A 20,108-nucleotide genomic window follows, 5' to 3' on the forward strand; every position below is an offset into this window, starting at 1 on the left:
TGCTTCTGGACAGGCTCCCCCCTAAATCCGCCGGACACCGCCCCGACCCCGCCCGGCACCGCACACGGGATCTGCAAGCCCTGCTTTAGCCCCTGCGACGAGCATGCGCACGCCCTGGCCTGAGCGGACACCACACCTTCCGCCCCGGTCCCGAGCGCACCACGAGGGGGTCGAGAATGACCGGCAACAACACCGCCGACACCACACGAGACGACATCGGGCACGGCACGTTCACCCAGCTGATGCTCGACCGGGCGCGGACCCTGGCCCACGACGACGCCCACATATTCCTGCGGGACTCCGGCACCGGCACCACCGCGGAGCACCTCACCTACGCCGCGCTCGACCGCGCCGCCCGGACCCTGGCGGTCCGGCTGCGCGAGCGCGGCGCCGCGGGCCAGCCCGTCCTGCTGCTCCACCCGCCCGGCCCGGACTTCATCGAGGCGTTCATCGGCTGCCTGTACGCCGGGGCGATCGCCGTACCCGCCCCACTGCCCGGCGACCGGGGCGAGCGCCTGCAACGCGTGACCGGCATCATCAAGGACACCGGCGCGCAACTCGTCCTCACCGACACGGCCAACGCCCCCGAGGTGTCGCTGTGGCTCGCCACCGCCGGCCGCGGAGACGTCGTCTGCCTCGCCTCCGACATCGACGACGGGACCGACCCGGACGACTGGAAGGCCCCGCTGACCGGCCCCGACGACCTGGCGTTCCTCCAGTACACCTCCGGCTCCACCTCGAAGCCGCGCGGCGTCATGGTCAGTCACCGCAACCTCCTCGCCAACCAGGCGACCATCCACCGCGCCCTGCGCACCACCCCCGCCGACCGGTTCGGCAGCTGGCTGCCCCACTACCACGACATGGGCCTCATCGCCCATCTGTTGCACCCCCTGTGGCTGGGCAGCGCCTCCGTGCAGATGTCCTCGACCGCCTTCGTCAAACGCCCCGTCCGCTGGCTGAAGATGATCGAACAGCACGGGGTGACGATCGGCGGCGGTCCCAACTTCTGCTACGACCTGTGCCTGCGCCGGGTCACCGAAGAACAGCTCGCCGATCTCGACCTGACGCACTGGCGACTGGCCCTCAACGGCGCCGAGCCGGTACGGGCCCGGACCCTGGAGGCATTCGCCGCCCGCTTCGGCGCGGCCGGCCTGCGGGCGGACACCGTGTACCCGGCCTACGGCCTCGCCGAGGCCACCCTCATGGTCTCGGGCGGCGCCCCCGGCCGCCCCTACGGCCGGCTCACCGTCGACGGACCCGGCCTCGAACACGACACCCTGCGCGCCCCCGTCACCGGCCACGGCGCCCGCACCCTGGTCAGCAGCGGCACCGCCGACGACTTCGACCTCCGCATCGTCGACCCCGTCGGCGGCGGCGAACTGCCCGCCGGACACGTCGGCGAGATCTGGCTGCGCGGCGACAGCGTGACGCAGGGCTACTGGCGCAAGCCCCTGGAGACCGCCGAGACCTTCCACGCCACCCTCGCCGGGGGCGACGGCGGCTACCTGCGCACCGGCGACCTCGGCGTGCTCGACGGCGGCGAACTGTACGTCACCGGACGCCTCAAGGAAGTCATCATCCTCAACGGCCGCAACATCTACCCGCAGGACATCGAGTGGGCGGTGCGCGAGGCGAGCCCCGCACTCGGCGCGGGCCACGGCGCCGTGTTCACGGTGGGCGCCGACCGCGAACAGCTCGTCGTCGTCCAGGAGGTGCGCGCCCCCCACGCCGACCGGGAACGGCTCCAGGACCTCGCCTGCCGGGTACAGGCCCTGATCGGCCGGGACTTCGACGTCCCCGCGGCCAACGTCGTACTGGTGCGCCCCGGCACCCTGCGCCGCACCACCAGCGGCAAGGTCCAGCGCACCCTGATGCGCAGGCTCTTCCTGGAAGGACAGCTGTCCGCGCTGTACGAGGTCCTCGACCCGGAGGTCCGGGCCCTCCTCCAGCCGCGCCCGGACGCCGACGGCCCGCTGCCGGTCACCACCGGCGCACGGTGGCGGGACACCTCGTGGTGAGCGGCGTCGCCGCACCGCCGCGGATGCCCGCCCCCGCCCTCCGGCCCGGCGGCCCGGCGACGCTCCCCGACCGGGCGGCCGAACTGGAGGAACTCCTCGGCGACCCGGCGGCCCGCGGCAACCCGGTCGGTTTCGCCGCCCTGCTCTCCGCCGACCGGCGCGCCGTGCTGTCCGCCGACGCCGAGGACCTGCTCGACGACTTCGGCATGCACCTGGAGTACGTACCGCGCGAACTGGGCGGCCGGTTCGACTCCGCGGAGACGCTGCTGCGCGTGATGCGGCCGGTCTTCCGCCGCGACGTGGCCCTCGGCATGGGGTACGGCATGAGCACCTTCATGGCCGCCTCCGACGTGTGGATGACCGGCAGCACGGATCAGCGCGCCTGGCTGGCCGGGCTGCTGCGCTCCCGCGCCAAGGCCGCCATCGCCCAGCACGAGACCGCCCACACCAACGACTTCGTGCGCAGCCAGGTCCGCGCGACGCCCAAGGACGGCCGGCTGCACGTCACCGGCGCCAAGACCATCGTCAACAACGGCCGCCGCGCCGACGCCCTGGTGCTGTTCTGCCGCACCGACGAACGCGTCGGCAGCCGGAGCCACTCGGCGCTGCTGCTCGACCCGCACACCCTGCCCGCCGACCGGTACCGCGTCAGGGCCCGCCGCCCCTCCGTCGGACTGCGCGGATGCCGGCTGGACGGCATGGAGTTCGACGACTGCCCGGTCCCCGCGCAGGCCCTGCTCGGACCGGCCGGCAGCGGGGTCCCCACCGCCCTGCGGTCCTTCCAGATGAGCCGCACCCTCACCGCCGCGCTGGTGGCAGCGTCCGTCGACACCAGCCTGCGCACCGCCGTGCTCGTCGACCGCATGCAGGGCCCCGGCGACGGCGGGCTCTCGCCCGTGGACCCCGAGCACACGGCGGCCACCCTCGCCAACGCCTTCGTGAACCTGCTGTTCTACGACTGCCTCGCCGTCGTCGCCACCCGGGCCCTGCACCTGTGCCCGGCCGAGACCAGCGTCTACTCCGCCGCCATCAAGGCCCTGCTGCCGCGCGTCCTGAGCGAGACGATGTACGACCTGGCGACCGTGCTCGGCTCCCAGCTCTACACCCGCGGCGGCACGATCGGCGTCTTCCAGAAGCACATCCGGGACGTGCCGGTCGTCAGCCTCGGCCACGCCGGGACCGTCGCCTGCCAGACGACGATCATCCCGCAGCTCCAACGGCTCGCCCGCGACTGGTTCACCGGGGAACCCGCCCACCCCGCCCTGTTCCGCCCCGGCGCCCCGATGGCCCCGTTCTCCTACCCGCGCCTCGCACTCGCCGGCGGCCGGGACAGCCTCAGCGCCTCCCTCGTCGCGACGGCCGCGGGACTGACCGGCCGCAACCCCGTCGAACGCGCACTGCGGGCCCTGGCCGAGCAGATGGTCGACGAACTGCGCGACCTGCGCACCCGAGTCCTGGCCCTGCCGTCCGTGGACGAGCACACCCCGGTGCGGCCCGCGTGGTTCGCCCTGACCGACCGGTACGTCCTGGTGCTCGCCGCCGCGGCCGTACTCGGCGTGTGGCGGCACGCCCACGACGGCACGGACCCCTTCCTCGCCGACCCCGCCTGGGCGACCGCGGCACTGCACCGCATCGCCCGCAGGCTCGGCTCCCCCGCCGTGGACCTGCCCGCCGAGTGCATGGCCCGCGTCCACCAGGAGGTACTGGCCAGGTTCGGCGACCGCCGCAGCTACGACCTGTACAACACCCCGCTACCCGGCTGACCGCCGACGGCGGCACGACCACCCGCCGACGACGGCCCCCATAGCCCCGAGGAGACCCGGCATGACCTTCTCCGCGCCGCCCAAGGCGGCGGCCCGCCTGCACGGCTGGCTCACCGACCGCCTGGCGGCCTATCTGGACCGGGCCCCGGAGAGCATCGACCCGACGGTGCCGCTCGCCGTGTACGGCATGGACTCCGTGTGCGCGCTGAGCCTGTGCGGCGACGTCGAGGACGACTTCGGCATCGCCGTGGACCCCTCCCTGGCCTGGGACCACCCCACGGTCGCGGCCCTGGCCGGCTACCTGGCCGCACGCGGCGTCGAGCCGCCCGCCGACGGGCGGCGGGCATGAACCCGGGCGCCGTCGCCATCGTCGGCCTGGACTGCGTCTTCCCCGGCGCCCCCGACGCCGACGCGTACTGGGACCTGCTGATCCGGGGCGCCGACGCGACCGGCGAACTGCCCGAGCAGCGCCGCACCGGGCCCGGCTTCGACGAAACGGTCCACGGCGGCTTCATCGAGGACATCGGGACCTTCGACAACGACTTCTTCGCCATCTCGCCGCGCGAGGCCGCCGCGATGGACCCCCAGCAACGGCTGCTCCTGCAATGCGCGTGGCGGGCGCTGGAGAACTCCGGACGGTCCCCCTCCGCGCTCGCGGGCAGCGACACCGGCGTCTTCGTCGGCGTGATGGGCACCGAATGGGCCCAGCTCCACATGTCCGACTACGCCCGGGTCACCCCCCAGCTCGGAGCCGGCAGCAGCTCCGGCATGACCGCCAACCGCATCTCCTACCACCTCGACCTCAAGGGCCCCAGCCTCGCCGTCGACACCGCCTGCTCCTCGTCGCTGGTCGCCGTCCATCTGGCGGTCAACTCGCTGCTGTCGGGGGAGTGCTCCACCGCCGTCGCCGGAGGCGTCAACCTGGTCCTCACCCCGGCCCTCGGGCTGGTCTACGCACGCATGGGACTGGCCGCACCGGACGGACGCTGCAAACCCTTCAGCGCGGACGCCGACGGCATCGGGCGCAGCGACGGCGTGGGCGCCGTGGTGCTGCGGCGGCTGGCGGACGCCCAGGCCGACGGGCAGCGGATCTACGCCGTCATCCGCGGCACCGCCGTCAACCAGGACGGCCGCAGCAACGGCGTCACCGCCCCCAACCGCTGGTCGCAGCGCGAAGTCGTCGCCGCCGCCTGCCGCCGGGCCGCGATCACGGCCGGACAGGTGCGCTTCATGGAGGCCCACGGCACCGGAACCGCCCTCGGCGACATCATCGAGTGCGCCGCCCTCGGCGAACTGCACGCCGTACAACGGGAGGAGCCGTGCGGCATCGGCTCCGTGAAGGGCAACCTCGGCCACACCGAAGGGGCCGCCGGCATCGCCGGCCTGATCAAGGTCGCGCTCGCCCTGCACCACCGGATCGTGCCGGCCAGCCGGTTCGCCACCCGGGAGAACCCGCAGCTCCGGCTCGCCGAACGCGGCCTGCGCCTGCTCAAGGCCCCCGTACGGCTGCCCGCCGACGAGGTCTTCGCCGGGGTCAGCAGCTTCGGCATGGGCGGCACCAACGCCCACGCCGTCCTGGCCACCGCCCCCCGCCCGCCCCGCACCCCCGCCCGGCGCACGGCCGCCGCCCCCGCCGTCGGCGTGTTCACCGTCTCCGCCAACACCCCCGAGGCCCTGCGCCGCAACCTCGCCGTCCAGGCCGACGCCGTGGCCCGCCGCCCCCGCGGCGACGCCGCGACCCTGTGCTGGAACAGCAACCTCGTCAAGACGGGACTGCCCTACCGGGCCGCGTTCACCGCCCGCGACACCACCGAACTCGCCGCGGTGCTGCGGGCGGCGGCCGACGACGAACGGCTGCGCGCCGGCATCGCCGACCGGGCCGTCCACCCGCCGACCATCGGCTTCCTCTTCAGCGGCCAGGGCATCCAGGAACCCGGCATGACCAGTGGCCTGTACCGCGACTGCGCCTCCTACCGGCACCACCTCGACACCGTCGACGAGGCACTGGCCCCCCACCTCCACGGGTCCGTACGGGACCTGATCCTCGCCGAGGACCCGGCCGTGCACCGCACCGGCCGGGCCCAGCCCGCCCTGTTCGCCGTCGGCTACGCCCTCTTCCGCACGCTCGGTGACCTCGGCGTCGAACCCGACGCCGTCCTGGGACACGGCGTGGGCGAGTTCGCCGCCGCCGTCGCGGCCGGCGCGCTCGGCCTGGAGGACGCGGCCCGCCTCGTCGCCCGCCGCGCCGCGCTCATGGACGCGCTCCCCGACAACGGCGGCATGCTGGCCGTCCACGCCGGGCCGGACGACCTCGTCGAACCGCTCGCCGACGAACCGCACGTCACGGTGGCGGCCGTCAACGGCCCGGCCGACACGGTGCTGTCCGGCGGGACCGACGGCCTCGACCGGATCGCCGCGCACCTGCACGAGCAGGGCGTGCGCACCCGCCGGCTCCGGGTCTCGCACGCCTTCCACTCCCCGCTGATGGCCCCGGCCCTGGACCGCTTCGCCGAGGAGGCCGCCGGGATCGACGCGGGCACGCCCCGTATCCCCATGGCCTCCACCCGCTACGGGCACATGCTCGGCGACCGCCCCCTGGACGCCGGGTACTGGAAGGAACAGGCGGCCCGGCCGGTCCTCTTCGCCGAGGCGCTCGACGACCTCATGGCCGAGACCATGCCCGCCTGCCTCGTCGAGATCGGGCCCGGCCCACAGCTCGTCCAGCTCGCCGAACGCGCCGGGCTGCCCACCGGCGTACGCCTGCTGCTCCCGGCCCCCGGCCGGGAGGCCACCGCCCGGGACTTCGCCGAGACCGTCGCGACCCTCTACCGGGCCGGTGTCGAACCGAGGTGGCAGGCCCTGTACGAACCGGCGCGGCGCACCGCCGAACCCCTCGCCCCGTACGCCTTCGCCACCGAGCACGCCTTCTGGCAGCCGGCGCCCCCGCAACCGGACCCGACCGCGGACCGGACCCCGGACGCGACCGGCACCGTCGCCGGGACTCCCGCGGCGGCTCCCGTCCAGGGCCCGGCGGGGGAGGCCGGGGCGCACGACCCGGTGCTCGGGGCGGTGATCGAGGCGATCGTCGAAGTGGGGGAGTACCCGCCCGAACGGGTCGGGCGGCAAACCCGGCTCTACGCCGACCTGGGATTCGACTCCGTGATGATCATGCAGCTCAAGGACCGGATCGAACACCGGCTTCCGCGGACGGAAGGAGTCACCGTGCAACAACTGCTGCCCGCACTGCGCTCGGTGGGCTCCCTGGCCGACTTCCTCAGCGACTGGATCAGCGTAGGAGCCAGGACATGACGACCGACGGCGGGGCCCCCGCCCCCCTCTACATCACCGGCACCGGCACCGCGCTGCCCGGCGACCCCGTCGACAACGCACGGCTCGACAAGGTCTTCGGGATCAGCGAGGAATGGACCGACCTGTTCGTCGGCACCCGCACCCGCCACTTCGGCTGGGACCTCGGCACCGGAGAGGTCCTGCACACCCTCGCCGACCTGTGCACCGAGGCGGCCGGCCGGGCCGTCGCCGCGGCCGGTACGGACCTCCAGGACCTGGACTTCCTGGTCCTGGCCACCACCACCCCGGACCGGCTGCTGCCCACTACGGCCAACGAGGTGGCGGACCGGCTCGGCCTCGACCACCTGCCCACGTACCAGATCCAGGCGGGCTGCTCCGGAGCCGTCCAGGCCCTGGACCTCGCCCGGGCCCTGATCGCCTCCGGCCACCGCACCGGACTCGTCATCGGCGGCGACGTCACCGCCCGCTTCCTCGACCCGCACCGCACCCCGGCCGACCTCCCCGCACAGGAACTCGTCAACTACGTCCTGTTCGGCGACGGCGCGGGCGCGGCCGTGGTGAGCGCCCGCCCCGACGGCGAGGGCATCGGGGTTCGCGCCCTGCTCCACCGCTTCACCGGCCGCGGCAGGCCACCGGGCCAGATCATCGACTGGGACGGACCGGTGCGCCGCGCCCCCGGCCGGACGATGCTGTCCGAGGACTACAGGACCATCGAGGCCGAGGTGCCCGGCCTGGCCGGCGAGATCTGCTGGGAACTCCTCGACACCACCGGCTGGGCCCCCGAGGACCTCGACTTCCTGCTGCCGCCGCAGCTCTCCGCCCGCATGACCCGGCACATCGTCGAGACGCTCGACGTCCCCGCCGCCCACGAGGTCTCCTGCGTCGCGGACACCGGGAACACCGGCAACGCCCTGCCCCTGCTGCAACTCGACCGACTGGTGCCTCGGATGACGGCCGGGGAACGCGCACTCGCCGTCGTCGTCGAGTCCAGCAAATGGATCAGGGCCGGCCTGGCACTGGAGAAACACAGGGAAGCGGAGCCGAACCGATGACGACCCCCTTCCGCCGGCTGGGCGAACTGAGCGCATCGGGACGGCTGGCCGCCGAGTACCCGCGGGTGGCCGGCCTGCTCGCGGAGATCACCGACACCCCCGACCGGGAACCGGCCGACCTCCTTGGTGAACTCCTGCGGTGCGGACGCCTGCTCGCGACCCTCCCCGCCGACGACGTACTGGCCCACCACCCGGACACCCCCGTCGTCACCGTGGCGGTCACCGGAAGCTCCACCGTCGCCCAGCTCCCCGACGCGCTCACCGCCGAACTCGCCCGGCACGGCCTGCTCGCCCGGTACACCGTCGGCACCCACGGCGCGTACCTGCGCGACCTCACCACCCCCGACAGCGAACTGCGCGCCCCCGCACCCGAACTGACCCTGTGTCTGCTGGACGCGGAAGCGGTCTTCGCCGAACTCGGCACACCGTGGACGACCGACGACGCCGAGGCGGCCTGTGCCCGGCTGGGCGACCGGATCGCCGCCGTCGCCACCGCCCACGGCACCGACGGCACCGGCACCCTGGTCCTCAACACACTGCCGCTGCTGCGCCACCACACCCAGCAGATCGTCGACCAGCACCAGCGCGCCCGGCTCGGCGCGGTGTGGCGGGAGTTCAACGCCCGGCTGCTCCGGCTCACCACCGACCACCCGGCCCTGGCCGTCGTCGACCTGGACCCGCTGATCGCCGACCTCGGCCCCGCCCGCGACGCCCGGCTCGCCGCCTACGCCCGTTCCCCCTTCGGCGACACCCTTCTCGCGGCCTACGCCCGCGAGGCCGTCCACGTCCTGCGGGCCCGGCGGGGCATGACCGGCAAGTGCCTCGTCCTCGACCTCGACAACACCCTGTGGGGCGGGGTGCTGGGAGAGGTCGGGGCCGACCGCATCGAGATCGGCGACAGCCTCCTGGGCGGACCGTACAGCGCGGTGCAGCGCGGCGCGCGCCAACTGGCCGCCCAGGGCGTCCTCCTCGCGATCAGCAGCAAGAACGACCCCGACCCCGTCCGGCACGTGCTGCGCGAGCACCCGGACATGACGCTGCGCCCCGACGACTTCGTACGCGTCAACGCCAACTGGGCGCCCAAGGACGAGAACCTCCGCGACATCGCCGCCCACCTCGGCATCGCCACGGACGCCCTGGTGTTCATGGACGACTCGCCCCGCGAACGCGGCCTGGTCCGGCGCAACCTCCCGCGCACCGCCGTGATCCCGCTCGGCTCCGAACCGGCCCTGCACCTGGACACCCTGCTGCGGGACGGCTGGTTCGACACCCCCCGGCTCACCGACGACGACCGGGCCCGCACCATCCGCTACCACGCGTCGGAGGCGCGGACGGACCTCCGCGAGCACTCCGGGTCGTACGAGGAGTACCTGAACGAACTCGGCACCGTCGTCCGGATCGCACCGCCGGAACCCCACGAAGTGGCACGCGTCTCCCAACTCTCCCTGCGCACGAACCAGTTCAACCTCACCGGGGAACGGCTCCCGGAGGACCGGGTCGCCGCCCTGGCCGCCGGACCGGGCACCGGGGTGCTCGCCGTCCGGGTGCGCGACCGGTTCGGCGACAGCGGCCTCGTCGGCGCCGTCCTCACCCACGACGGGGACGACGCCCTGTACATCGACAACATGCTGCTCAGCTGCCGGGTGCTGGCCCGCGGCATCGAGGACGGCTGTCTCGCCGCCCTGCTCGAACACGCCAGGGCCCGGGGGTTTTCCCGGGCCAGGGCCCGCTACCGGGAGACCGGCCGCAACGCCAGGGCCGCCGGCCTCTACCCCGCCTCGGGCTTCGTCGAGGAACCCGGCCGCGACCACGACCGGTGGTTCCGCCACGACCTCGACGAACTCCCGCCCGTACCCGAACACCTGACCCTCGACGTCCGCATCGGGGGGGCCGGTGGAAGAACGGAAGGAGCGCCATGGATGAGTTCGCCGACTTCCTCGGCCTGATCCGCGACGAACTGGGCCTCGTCCTGACCGAGGAGGAGGCGGGCGCCGACTTCGACGCCCTGCCCGCCTGGGACTCGGTCCACCTGCTGCGCCTCGTCGGGCTCGTCGAACGGGAGACGGGCCGGCGGGTCCCGGTGGCCGGTGTGCTCCGGGCCCGCAGCCTGCGGGAGATCCACTTCCTCGTAGCACCCGAACGGACGGACCCGTGACGACCACCCCGGGAAGCTCCCACCTCCCGCAGCCGCTGGGCGACCCCATCGCGTCGACCGCCCCGGAGAGCAACGGGGCCGAGGTGCGCAAGGACCTGCGCACCCACGGCACGGCCCTGGTCCACGGGCGCTTCACCGACTGGCGGCCGAGGGACCCGGACGGCGCCGAACTGCGCGCCGTCCTCGGCCGGGACTGGGCCCGCTACCGCGACATCACCCACGAGGACATGCGCGGCCGGTACGCGGCGTCCCGGCGCCTGCTCAAGTACGCGGCGGCGGCGGCGCTGCGGGCCGACGCCCGGGACCTGGAGCTGATGTACGGGCCGACCGGGCGCCCGTACCTGCGCGGCTGCGACCAGATCGACATCAGCCTCAGCCACACCGACGACCTCCTGCTGGTCGGACTGACCACCCGGGGCCTCATCGGCGTCGACGCGGAGCGCGCGGACCGCAGGATCTACAGCCGGGGCCTGGACCGGCAGATCTGCACCCCGCACGAGCGGCTGATGGTCTCCGGGCTGCCGGTGGCGGAGCGCGACCCCTGCCTGGTGCGGTTGTGGACCCTGAAGGAGGCATACAGCAAGGCGATCGGCCAGGGGCTGCAGTTCCGGTTCACGGAGTTCGGATTCGGCGCGGACGGCCGGCCCACCCAGGTGCACCGGCCCGACGGCACCCCCGGATCGGGCGACGAGTGGACGTTCCGCACCTATCTGCTCGACAGCGACGGGCTGGAGTTCTGCATCAGCACCGCCGTCTACGACGCGGGGCTCGGCCGCACCCTGGACGCCGAGATCACCACCATGCTCGACGCCGACGCCGTCGCGGCCCTCAACGAGGCGCTGGAGGGGGAGTGGTCGCACGACTACTGGTCACAGGTCCTCCACCACTGACGCGGTGGCCTCCAGCACCGCCCGGTCGGCCTGGATGAGGCTCAGCCCGACCGGCACCGTGCGGCGGCCCTCCTCGTCCTTGCCCAGCCGGTCCCACACCGCCGTGCAGCGCATCGGCAGGTCCGGCTCCGCGTAGCCGCGGAAGTGCACCCGCAACGAGGCGAGCGTGCTGTGCGCCGGCTTCAGCGCGTAGGCGTGCCCGGCGGCCAGCAACGCGGTCTGGCGCAGCGCCTCCAGCAGCGCACGGGCCGGGGCGGGCTCGCCCTCCGCGTTCCCGGACGACCACACCGGCGGCAGCCGCACCTCCGCGGACAGCCGTCCGTGACCGGGAACCTCCGGGCGGTGCAGCAGCACGTTGTCCGGGGAGCCGCGCCCGACGTCGCCCGGGTCGACCGGGGCGTCCGGCAGGCGGCCGGGCCCCTCGCGCCCGGCCGCCGCGAGCACGGCCGCACGGGAGCGCTCCCGATGGCTGCGGTGCACCACGGGGGCCAGGAACACCAGGCTCGCCGACCCGTTCCCGCACGGCACGTCGTCGATCCGCGGCGCGACGCGGAAGTCCAGTACCCGCGGCACGTCGTCGACCACCTTGTCGGGGCGCACCCGCAGTTCCAGGTCCAGCTGGGCCGGTGCCCGCCCGACCCGCCAGTGCGTCAGGTCACCGGCGCGCAGCTCGAACCGGTAGAAGATCCCGACCCGGGCCGACGGCACCCCGAAGTGGGTGTGTCCGATGAACTCGCCCGCCTCGCGCACCATTTCGGCGGTCGTCTGCAGGTCGTGGTGACGGCCGGGGCCGTCGTCGAACAAGGGGTGCGCGGTGGGCAGCGTACCGGCGAGCACGAACTCCTCCTCGATGCCCGGCCCCGGGGGGACGGGATGCAGCCAGGAGCGCGGCCGGTGGATGAGATGCCGTACGGCTCCCGTCCCTCGTTGCTCCCCGTCTGTCGATCGAGCCATGCGTCCGCCCCCGTTTCGTGCGAACCGTGTTCGAACACGGTTCAACGAGAGTGCAGGGAATCAGCCATCGGGAACCAGTCCCGGCCGGTGACAGCTTGCTGCGGGGCACCTAGTCCGTACGGGTCCGCCGTCCGTCGGCCGCCCGTCAGTCCGTCTGCGGGGCGGGGCCGTGCGCGCCGTCCAGGAGCCGGGACAGGGCGACGTTGACGCCCGCCTGGAACCTGCTGGTGGACTCCACCTCCTCCATGATCTGCGAGATGTACCGGCGGCAGGTGCGCACCGACATGCCCAGCCGGCGCGCCACCAGCTCGTCCTTGTGGCCCTGGGCCATGAGCTTGATGATCGACCGCTTGAGGTCGTCGGCCACGGCCGGCTGCGTCTCGGTGTCCGGGGCGAAAGGGGTGCTGGTGTCCCACAGGTGCTCGTACACCTTGCACAGGAACGCCACCAGCGTCGGTTCCCGTACCACGACGGCGCCCGGTGGGCGGTCCTCCACGCGCTCGGGCAGGAACACCACCTCCCGGTCGTAGATGACGATCCGGTCGATCAGCTCGTCCGTGGTGCGGACCTCGGCGCCCGCACCGGTCACCACGCGCACGTACGACGTGGTGGCCAGGTCGCTGCGCACGGTGTGCTGGTAGAGGTGCCGCACCTGCACCCCGCGCGCCAGCCGGGCCAGGGTGAGCGGGCGCGCGTTGTCCAGGTACCGGGAGGGGCGGGGGCCGCCCGGCTGGGCGGTGAGGACCTCGGTGCGGCAGCGCGCCCCCCAGTCGTCGAGCATGGCCTGGAGCACGTTGATGTCGCTGATCACGTCGAACGCCTCGGCCTGGTTGCGGCGCCGGCGGCTCTCGAAGTACGCGGGCTGGAGCGAACGCATCCGGGTCCGGATGTCGGTGACCGTCTGCTGGAGTTCCCGTATCTGCTGCTCGGTCGGTCCGACGAGGTCGGCGGCGGCGGCGTCCGGGCTGACCGGGACCAGGGTGCCGGGTTCGCCGGGCATGGGGTGCAGCAGGCTCAGTTCCGACAATGTCCGCGCAATGCGATGGATCTCTTCGGTCGGCACACCCAGCGTGTGGGCAATCTGTTCGTGGTCGAAGCGTCCCAGCATGACGGCCCACTGGTAAGCCGTCGCGCATCTGCCGTCGAGTTCATTGGAGCTTGCGCCGGAAAGGGAACTTTCGCTCATCTTCGCGGTTACTCCTCGGTGCGGAATGGGACAAGCTGCCAGGCAACTCTACGCCATCGAGAATCACTTGGAACTGGCTTGAGCGGCGGGCAGGCTTCTTCCTGAAGGCACCGGACAACAAGCTCCGGACAACAGGCAGGGGGCATGATGAACAAGGGTGTGCTTGGCAAATCGTTGGTAGCGGCATGTGCAGCGTTTGTAATTTTAGGAAGTCTTGACGCAGGTTTGGCGGAGGCATCGACTCCGGATGTATCGGCGGTTTCGACGGAAGTGGGCGTGATGGCAGGCGGCGTGAATATGCTGTGCGTGCTGGACGACCAGTGGGGCTCCGCCTGCCCGTGACGCGGACGAAGCCGGCGAGGCCGGGGTTCCGGGGCCCGGGGAGGGGCGGAACCCCGGCCTCGCCGCCGTACTGCGGCTTTAGCGGGCCACTAGTGGCGGGGAGGAGGGTCGATTCCGATGTCGGCTCCCGGACGCCCCCCGCCCGGTGGAGCCGCTCGCGTGGCCCCGTCGCCCGGCTCCTCTGCCGGGCGGCGGGGCTTTCCTCATGTGTGGGGCAATTGTTTACCTGCCGTGAAAACCGTGCTCCTGTGAATCCCGCCCCATGGTGTGGGCCAAAGCCGCCCGGGAATTCACTCCGAGTTTCTTGAACATGCGGCTCATATGGGTTTCCACGGTTTTCGTGCTGATGCCGAGGCGGCTGGCTATTCGCTGATTCGTGTAGCCGGCCCCGACCAGCTCCGCTATTTCTCTTTCACGCGTGCTGATGACGGAAAGCGGAGTCGTGCTCGAATGGTCTTCGGAACTTCGGGTGGCTTTCAGGGAAATGGCCTCGGCGGCGGGTGCGAGCCAGTGGTATCCGTAGCGCCCGGCGGCATCCGCGGCAATCCCCGAGTGGAACGCGGCGGAATCCGTTTCCCCGGTGTGCAGAAGGGCCCGCCCGAGCCCGAACGCCAAAGGCGCCAGCAGGTGCCCCTGCCCGAAACGCAGAGCCGCGTCAAAACCCCGCCCGAAGAAAACCGCCGCCCGGTGCGCGCGGCTCAGACGCAACTCGGCCTCGCCCAGCCACCGGTAGGTCTCCAGCCACCCGGCCATGCGCGCCCCCTCCACCGCGTCCAGCAGCCGATCGGCGCGGTCGAGGGCGGCCCGCGCCGCACCCGCCCGGCCGGCCACGGCGTCCGCGGCGGCGAGCAGGGCGCCCTCATGGACCCGTACGTACGGATCGTCGCCGGGGCCGCCCTCCGCGACGGCGTCCCGGACCCAGCCCGGGTCCGCCACCGCTCCGTCCGGCCCGCCGCCCGGGACCTGCCCCCGCTCCAGCACCAGCGCCAGCCGCTCGGCCCGCACCGCCGCCGCACCGGACGCCCCCGCCACCCGGCCGGGAGGACCTTCCCCCGCACCGGACGGCTCCGCCGCCCCGAGCAGCGCATCCGCCTGCGCGAACCGGCCCAACGACCGGAGCGCACGCGCCCGCCACACCACGGCATCCACCACATCGACCCCCGGACACCCCGCCGTCACCCGCTGCCACACCCCGGCATGGACCCGCTCCGCCTCGCCGGGCCGCCCCGCGAGGACGAGGGCCTTCGCCCGCAGCAACGACGACTCCGGCGAATCACCCGCCACCGCGACGAGCCGCCGCAGCGCCAGCACCGTGCGCCCCGGCTGCCGGAAGACCTCGCTCCGCGCGGCGACGGCCAGGGTCCGCAGGTCGTCTGCCGTCGGATCGTCCGCGTGCACGAGATGCGCGGCCAGCGCGAACGTGTCACCGGCGGCACGCAGCGCGGCGACGGCCCGGTCCCGCGCCGCGTGCCGCCAGCCCGCCCCCGACGCGTGGTGGACCCGCGCCCTGACCACCGGCCGGACGAAACGGAAACGCCGCCCCGGGCCGTCGGGCACCACCACGCCCTCGGCGTACAACTCGTCCAGCCCGCGCAGCACATCGGACAGCGGCAGCACCGCCGTCCCGGCGACCACCTCGGGAAGGAACGGATCACCGACCAGCGCGGCCGCACACGCGGTGCGCCAGCCCAGCGAGGAAAGACAGTGGAGGTCCGGCCCCCGCGCCCCGGACGCCACCACCGGCGGCACCCCCAGGGCCAGTTCCAGCACGCCGTACAGGCCGGGGCCCGGCTCCGCGCCGACCGGGCAAGGACCGGCACCGTCCGGCGGCGGCGTACCCAGCAGCCCCGGCACGCCCGCCGCGTCGCGCAGCGCCACGGCCGCGGCCACCGGTCCCACCCGCGCGGGCAGCAGCGCCCGCAGCGACTCGTCGGGCAGCCGCGACAGCCGTAGCTGGTGGACGTCGTCGGACGCCTCGGCCAGACCCGTCGGATGCCGCCCCGCGGGCACGGAACGATGGGCGAGAACGGTCAGCACCGGAGCGTCCGGCGGATGGCGGACCAGGTGCTCCAGGAACTCCACCGCGTGCGGGCACGCCCGGTGCGCGTCGTCCACCACGAACAGCAGCCCGCCGCCCTCCCGGGCCAGATGACCGAGCACCGCCCGCACGGCCCGGGAGACCGCGTAGTGATCCGCCGGCCCGGAAGCCGCCCCGTACGTGCCCAGGGCCGGGAACACGGAGGCCAGATGCCGGGTCGCCGTCTCCCCGAGCCGTTCGAACAGCGACCCGTCCGCGCGGGCCAGCAGATCGTCCAGCGCGTCCACGACCGCGTCGAAGGGCCGGCCCGCACCGGTCCGGGGTGCCCGGCCCGCGGCCACGACCCAGCCGTCCCGCCGCGCCGACCGCGTCAGCCGTCGCAGCAGATGGGATTTGCCGACCCCCGGCTCACCGCTGAGCCGGACGAACTGAGCCGAATCCCTGGAAAGTCTCAACCACTGCCGCAACAAGTCGAGTTCATGGCTCCGGGACACCGAAGGCCCACCGGCACCGGCCGCCGCCCCGAACACCGACGCCGCCTCCGGCACACCGGCCTCCCCAAGTGAATAACTGTCACGAAAGGCTGGCTCATCGCGCCCCGGCACCCAAGCACGGGCCGCTGTCCACAGGTTGCCTGGCAGAAAGTACGAGGGGAGATCCCGCCCGGCCGCGTAATGTCCGGGAGAACCCCGAACCACCGGCCCGCGTAATCGAACAAAGGCCCTCGGTGCCACCGAAAACCCCCAGGAAGAACGCCCACCGCTCCCGTTTCCGACAGGCCCGGCCTTTTCCCCGCCGCACCCCGCACCCGGCGCGTCCACGAGCACACATCCGGGGAAAACCCCGACTGGCGCGCCGCGCGCCGGGGACTCACGCTCGGTCGCGTTCGCGCGTGCACTGTCCCTATCCCGCGGAGGAACGAAAGTGGCAACCGGGAACAGCACCCGTCTGCGATTCGGCTACGCCTGCGGGTCCCTGGTGACCGGTACGTTCACCACCCTTCCGGGACTCCTGCTGCTGCCCTACCTCACCGACACCCTCGGCGTGGGCGCGGCCCTCGCCGGCGTCGTCATCCTGGTGCCCAAGGCATGGGCGGTGCTCCTCGCACCGTTCGCGGGCCGCACCGGCGACCGCACCCACCGCAGGCGGGGCAGCCGGCGCCGGCACGTCCTGGGCGGTGGCCTGGGCGCCACGGCCGCCTTCGCCGCCATGTTCGCCGGAGTCCCCGGCGCCGCCGGACCGGCCTGGACCGGCCTCGGCTTCCTGCTCACCGCCACGGCCTTCGCCTTCTTCCAGGCCGCCTACGCCGCGCTGCCCGCCGACCTCGCGCACACCCCGCACGACCGGATGCGCCTGGTCTCGGGCCGGGTGGCGGGCATAGCGGTCGCCGCGCTGGCCGTCGGATCGGCGGGCCCGGCCGTCGTCGCGGCGGGCGGCGGAGGCATCGGCGGACACCGCTGGGCGGGCCTCTTCGGCGCGGCGGTCATCGCCGCGGGCACCCTGGGCGTCCACCTCGGCACGGCCCGCCCGCCCCGCCCCACCGCACCCGGTACCCCGCCGGCCGCCGCCGGCGACACCGGCCGGACACCACCCGGCCGCCGGTTCGACGCGCTGCGCGACAACCCGTCCTTCGCGGCCCTGCTGCGCACGACGACCGTCCAGGTCGTCGCCACCGGCTGTCTGCTCGCCGCCGGTCCCTACTTCGCCGAACACATCCTGCACGACCCCGACCTGACCGCCCTCCTCGTCGCGGCCTTCGTCGCGCCCAACCTGTTCGTCACCCCCCTGTGGACCCGCTTCGGCGCCCGGCACGGACAGCGCACGGCGCTCGTCGCCGCCTCGGCCCTCTTCGGCGGTGGATGCCTGCTGCTGGCCGCGGCCCCCGCCCTGCCCCCGCTCTGGGCCCCCGCCGTCCTCCTCCTCGTCGGCACCGGACACGCGGGCCAGCTCCTCTTCCTCTACGCCATGCTGGCCGAGACCACGGCCGCCGACACCGCACGCACCGGCCGCAGCCGGGCCGGCGCCCTGTCCGGGCTCTTCAGCGGCGGCGAGGCGCTCGGCATCGCCGCCGGTCCCTTCCTCTTCGCCCTCGTCCTCCAGCTCTTCGGCTACACCTCCTCGGACACCGGCGAATCCGCCCGGCAGACGACCACGGCCGCCTGGGGAGTGCTGGCCGGGATGAGCCTGCTGCCCGCCCTCGTCACGGTCGTCGGCCTGTTCCTGCTGCGCGGCTACCGCACCACCGCCCCCGCCCCCGCGCCCCACCGCGCACGGGACGAGGCCGCACAACCCCGGCTTTAGGAACCCGGCCGACGCTCGGTGCCGCGCCACCCACCGAACCAGCGCACCCGTGTCGAAAGGGTCCTGCATTGAGCATCGTCGAGGAAAGGCCGGTGAAGAGCGCGGATCCGGCACCGCGGCCCACGGCCCCCCGCCACGCCTCCCTGCGCGAGCGCACGGCGGAACTCGCCGTACTGCACCGGCAAGCGGAACGAGGCCCCAGCGAGAAGGCCACCGAGGCACAGCACGCCAAGGGCAAGCTGACCGCGCGCGAGCGCCTGGCACTGCTCTTCGACGAGGGAACGTTCGTCGAGGTCGAAGGGCTGCGCCGGCACCGGGCCACCGGATTCGGCCTTGAGGACAAAAGACCTCACAGCGACGGAGTGGTGACCGGTTGGGGGCAGGTGCACGGCCGCACCGTCTTCGCCTACGCCCACGACTTCCGCATCTTCGGCGGAGCCCTGGGCGAGGCCCACGCCCAGAAGATCCACAAGGTGATGGACCTGGCCCAGGCCGCCGGGAGCCCCGTCGTCGGACTGTGCGACGGCGCGGGGGCCCGCATCCAGGAAGGAGTCACCGCGCTGGCCGGGTACGGCGGCATCTTCACCCGCAACGTGCGCAACTCCGGCGTCATCCCGCAGATATCCGTGGTCCTCGGCCCCTGCGCGGGCGGCGCCGCGTACTCCCCGGCCCTGACCGACTTCGTGTTCATGGTCCGCGGCACCTCCCAGATGTTCATCACGGGACCGGACGTCGTCCAGGCCGTGACCGGTGAGCACGTCTCGCAGGAGCGGCTCGGCGGGGCCGACAGCCACGCGTCCGTCTCGGGCGTCGCGGGCTTCGCGTACGACGACGAGGAGAGCTGCCTGGAGGACGTCCGCCACCTGCTGTCGCTCCTCCCGTCGAACAACCGCGAACTGCCCCCCGCCGCCGACACCGACGACCCCGCCGACCGCAGGTGCGAGCGGCTGCTCGACCTGGTGCCCGCCCAGCCCCACCAGTCGTACGACATGCGCGACGTCATCGCCGAGGTCGTCGACCACGGCGAGTTCTTCGAGGTGCACGCCGACTGGGCGCGCAACGTCGTCTGCGCGTTCACCCGCCTCGGCGGCCAGTCCGTCGGCATCGTCGCCAACCAGCCGTCCGCGCTGGCCGGCGTCCTGGACATCCACGCCTCCGAGAAGGCCGCCCGCTTCGTCCAGTTCTGCGACGCGTTCAGCATCCCGCTCGTGACCCTGGTCGACGTGCCCGGCTTCCTCCCCGGCGTGGACCAGGAGCACGGCGGGGTCATCCGCCACGGCGCCAAACTCCTCTACGCGTACTGCAACGCCACCGTGCCGCGCATCTCCCTCGTGCTGCGCAAGGCGTACGGCGGCGCCTACATCGTCATGGACTCCCGGTCGATCGGCACCGACGTCGCCCTCGCCTGGCCCTCCAACGAGATCGCGGTGATGGGCGCGGAGGGCGCCGCGAACGTGATCTTCCGCCGGGAGATAGCGGCCGCGGAGGACCCCGAGACCGTACGCGCGCAGAAGATCAAGGAGTACGAGACCGAGCTGATGCACCCGTACTACGCGGCGGAGCGCGGCCTGGTGGACGACGTGATCGACCCCGCGGACACCCGTGCCAGGCTCATCGCCGCGCTGTCGATGCTCCGGACCAAGCACGTCCCGCTCCCGGGGCGCAAGCACGGGAACCTGCCGCTGTGACGGCCGGGGACACCGGGAACACCCCGGAGAGAGCAGCCCTGGCCCTGGCCTCCGTACGGATCACCCGGGGCGATCCGAGCCTCGACGAGGTGGCGGCTCTCGCCACCGTCCTCGCCGCCCGCGCGCGGGCACACGCGCAGGACGCCGGACACCGCGCGAACGGCGCCGAAGCGGCGGCGCGCACGCTCTGGGAGCACCCCGTCGGACCGTTCCGGGTGCCGGGAGCGTGGGCCTCGTGACCGCACAACCGTCGCAGTCGCAGGCGCAGTTGAAGACGCAGTCGCAGTCGTGGTCGCGGTCGGGTGTGCGGTCCGGTCTGCGCAAGGTGCTCATCGCCAACCGTGGCGAAATTGCTGTCCGTGTTGCTCGGGCGTGCCGGGATGCCGGGATCGGGAGTGTGGCCGTTTACGCG

16 protein-coding genes are annotated in these 20,108 nt (G+C 73.4%); 13 read left to right on the top strand and 3 right to left on the bottom strand.

Going from position 1 to position 20,108, the window contains the following annotated elements:
• Window positions 1-176: 176 nt before the first annotated feature.
• From ACFYW1_RS37155 to ACFYW1_RS37190, 8 genes are all read left to right on the top strand, one after another.
• Entirely contained in the window at window positions 177-2,018 is a 1,842-nt protein-coding gene (locus ACFYW1_RS37155; RefSeq protein WP_389003919.1) for a fatty acyl-AMP ligase, read from the top strand.
• On the top strand, window positions 1,997-3,781 hold the full coding sequence (locus ACFYW1_RS37160; RefSeq protein WP_389003922.1) for an acyl-CoA dehydrogenase: 1,785 nt from the start codon (window positions 1,997-1,999) through the stop codon (window positions 3,779-3,781). The genes ACFYW1_RS37155 and ACFYW1_RS37160 overlap by 22 nt, the downstream gene beginning before the upstream one ends.
• 61 nt (window positions 3,782-3,842) lie before the next feature.
• Window positions 3,843-4,130 carry an acyl carrier protein gene (locus ACFYW1_RS37165; RefSeq protein WP_384222848.1) on the top strand — a complete coding sequence of 96 codons (288 nt, stop codon included), beginning with the start codon at window positions 3,843-3,845 and terminating at the stop codon, window positions 4,128-4,130.
• Window positions 4,127-7,090 carry a type I polyketide synthase gene (locus ACFYW1_RS37170; protein WP_389003926.1) on the top strand — a complete coding sequence of 988 codons (2,964 nt, stop codon included), beginning with the start codon at window positions 4,127-4,129 and terminating at the stop codon, window positions 7,088-7,090. Before ACFYW1_RS37165 ends, ACFYW1_RS37170 begins: the two co-directional genes overlap by 4 nt.
• On the top strand, window positions 7,087-8,142 hold the full coding sequence (locus ACFYW1_RS37175) for a 3-oxoacyl-ACP synthase III family protein (RefSeq protein ID WP_389003929.1): 1,056 nt from the start codon (window positions 7,087-7,089) through the stop codon (window positions 8,140-8,142). Before ACFYW1_RS37170 ends, ACFYW1_RS37175 begins: the two co-directional genes overlap by 4 nt.
• Complete coding sequence (locus ACFYW1_RS37180) at window positions 8,139-10,088, top strand: HAD-IIIC family phosphatase (RefSeq protein ID WP_389003932.1); 1,950 nt, start codon at window positions 8,139-8,141, stop codon at window positions 10,086-10,088. The genes ACFYW1_RS37175 and ACFYW1_RS37180 overlap by 4 nt, the downstream gene beginning before the upstream one ends.
• Window positions 10,058-10,297, top strand: a complete 240-nt coding sequence (locus tag ACFYW1_RS37185) for an acyl carrier protein (RefSeq protein WP_389003935.1) — start codon at window positions 10,058-10,060, stop codon at window positions 10,295-10,297. Before ACFYW1_RS37180 ends, ACFYW1_RS37185 begins: the two co-directional genes overlap by 31 nt.
• On the top strand, window positions 10,294-11,187 hold the full coding sequence (locus ACFYW1_RS37190) for a 4'-phosphopantetheinyl transferase family protein (protein WP_389003938.1): 894 nt from the start codon (window positions 10,294-10,296) through the stop codon (window positions 11,185-11,187). Before ACFYW1_RS37185 ends, ACFYW1_RS37190 begins: the two co-directional genes overlap by 4 nt.
• Here the strand turns inward: ACFYW1_RS37190 and ACFYW1_RS37195 are convergent.
• Window positions 11,167-12,141, bottom strand: a complete 975-nt coding sequence (locus tag ACFYW1_RS37195) for an AfsA-related hotdog domain-containing protein (RefSeq protein ID WP_389003940.1) — start codon at window positions 12,139-12,141, stop codon at window positions 11,167-11,169. The two genes, ACFYW1_RS37190 and ACFYW1_RS37195, sit on opposite strands and share 21 nt — an antisense overlap.
• Window positions 12,142-12,286: 145 nt before the next feature.
• Window positions 12,287-13,327: a hypothetical protein gene (locus tag ACFYW1_RS37200; RefSeq protein WP_389003942.1), complete on the bottom strand. Its 1,041-nt coding sequence runs from the start codon at window positions 13,325-13,327 to the stop codon at window positions 12,287-12,289.
• A 144-nt stretch (window positions 13,328-13,471) separates the two neighbouring features.
• Between ACFYW1_RS37200 and ACFYW1_RS37205 the strand changes: the two genes are divergently transcribed.
• Window positions 13,472-13,669 (top strand): hypothetical protein, encoded by a 198-nt coding sequence (locus ACFYW1_RS37205; protein ID WP_389003944.1) that lies wholly within the window; start codon window positions 13,472-13,474, stop codon window positions 13,667-13,669.
• A 222-nt stretch (window positions 13,670-13,891) separates the two neighbouring features.
• Here ACFYW1_RS37205 and ACFYW1_RS37210 read toward each other — a convergent pair whose 3' ends face one another.
• Window positions 13,892-16,651, bottom strand: a complete 2,760-nt coding sequence (locus ACFYW1_RS37210; RefSeq protein ID WP_389003946.1) for an AAA family ATPase — start codon at window positions 16,649-16,651, stop codon at window positions 13,892-13,894.
• On the opposite strand from ACFYW1_RS37210, the gene ACFYW1_RS37215 reads away from it, so the two are divergent.
• The 4 genes from ACFYW1_RS37215 to ACFYW1_RS37230 form a co-directional block, all read left to right on the top strand.
• The gene (locus ACFYW1_RS37215) at window positions 16,632-18,008 is read left to right on the top strand and encodes an MFS transporter (RefSeq protein ID WP_389003948.1); all 1,377 of its coding nucleotides are present in this window, start codon (window positions 16,632-16,634) and stop codon (window positions 18,006-18,008) included. The two genes, ACFYW1_RS37210 and ACFYW1_RS37215, sit on opposite strands and share 20 nt — an antisense overlap.
• A gap of 68 nt (window positions 18,009-18,076) precedes the next feature.
• The gene (locus ACFYW1_RS37220) at window positions 18,077-19,696 is read left to right on the top strand and encodes an acyl-CoA carboxylase subunit beta (protein WP_389003950.1); all 1,620 of its coding nucleotides are present in this window, start codon (window positions 18,077-18,079) and stop codon (window positions 19,694-19,696) included.
• A complete protein-coding gene (locus tag ACFYW1_RS37225) occupies window positions 19,693-19,935 on the top strand; it encodes an acyl-CoA carboxylase epsilon subunit (protein ID WP_389003952.1) in 243 nt (80 codons plus the stop codon). Before ACFYW1_RS37220 ends, ACFYW1_RS37225 begins: the two co-directional genes overlap by 4 nt.
• Before the next feature lie 77 nt (window positions 19,936-20,012).
• Window positions 20,013-20,108, top strand: a 96-nt coding sequence (locus ACFYW1_RS37230) for a biotin carboxylase N-terminal domain-containing protein (protein ID WP_281179312.1), incomplete at its 3' end; no start/stop codon positions are given.

Origin of the sequence: Streptomyces sp. NPDC002669 (assembly GCF_042889165.1) — a bacterium.
In the GTDB taxonomy this organism is placed as follows: domain Bacteria; phylum Actinomycetota; class Actinomycetes; order Streptomycetales; family Streptomycetaceae; genus Streptomyces.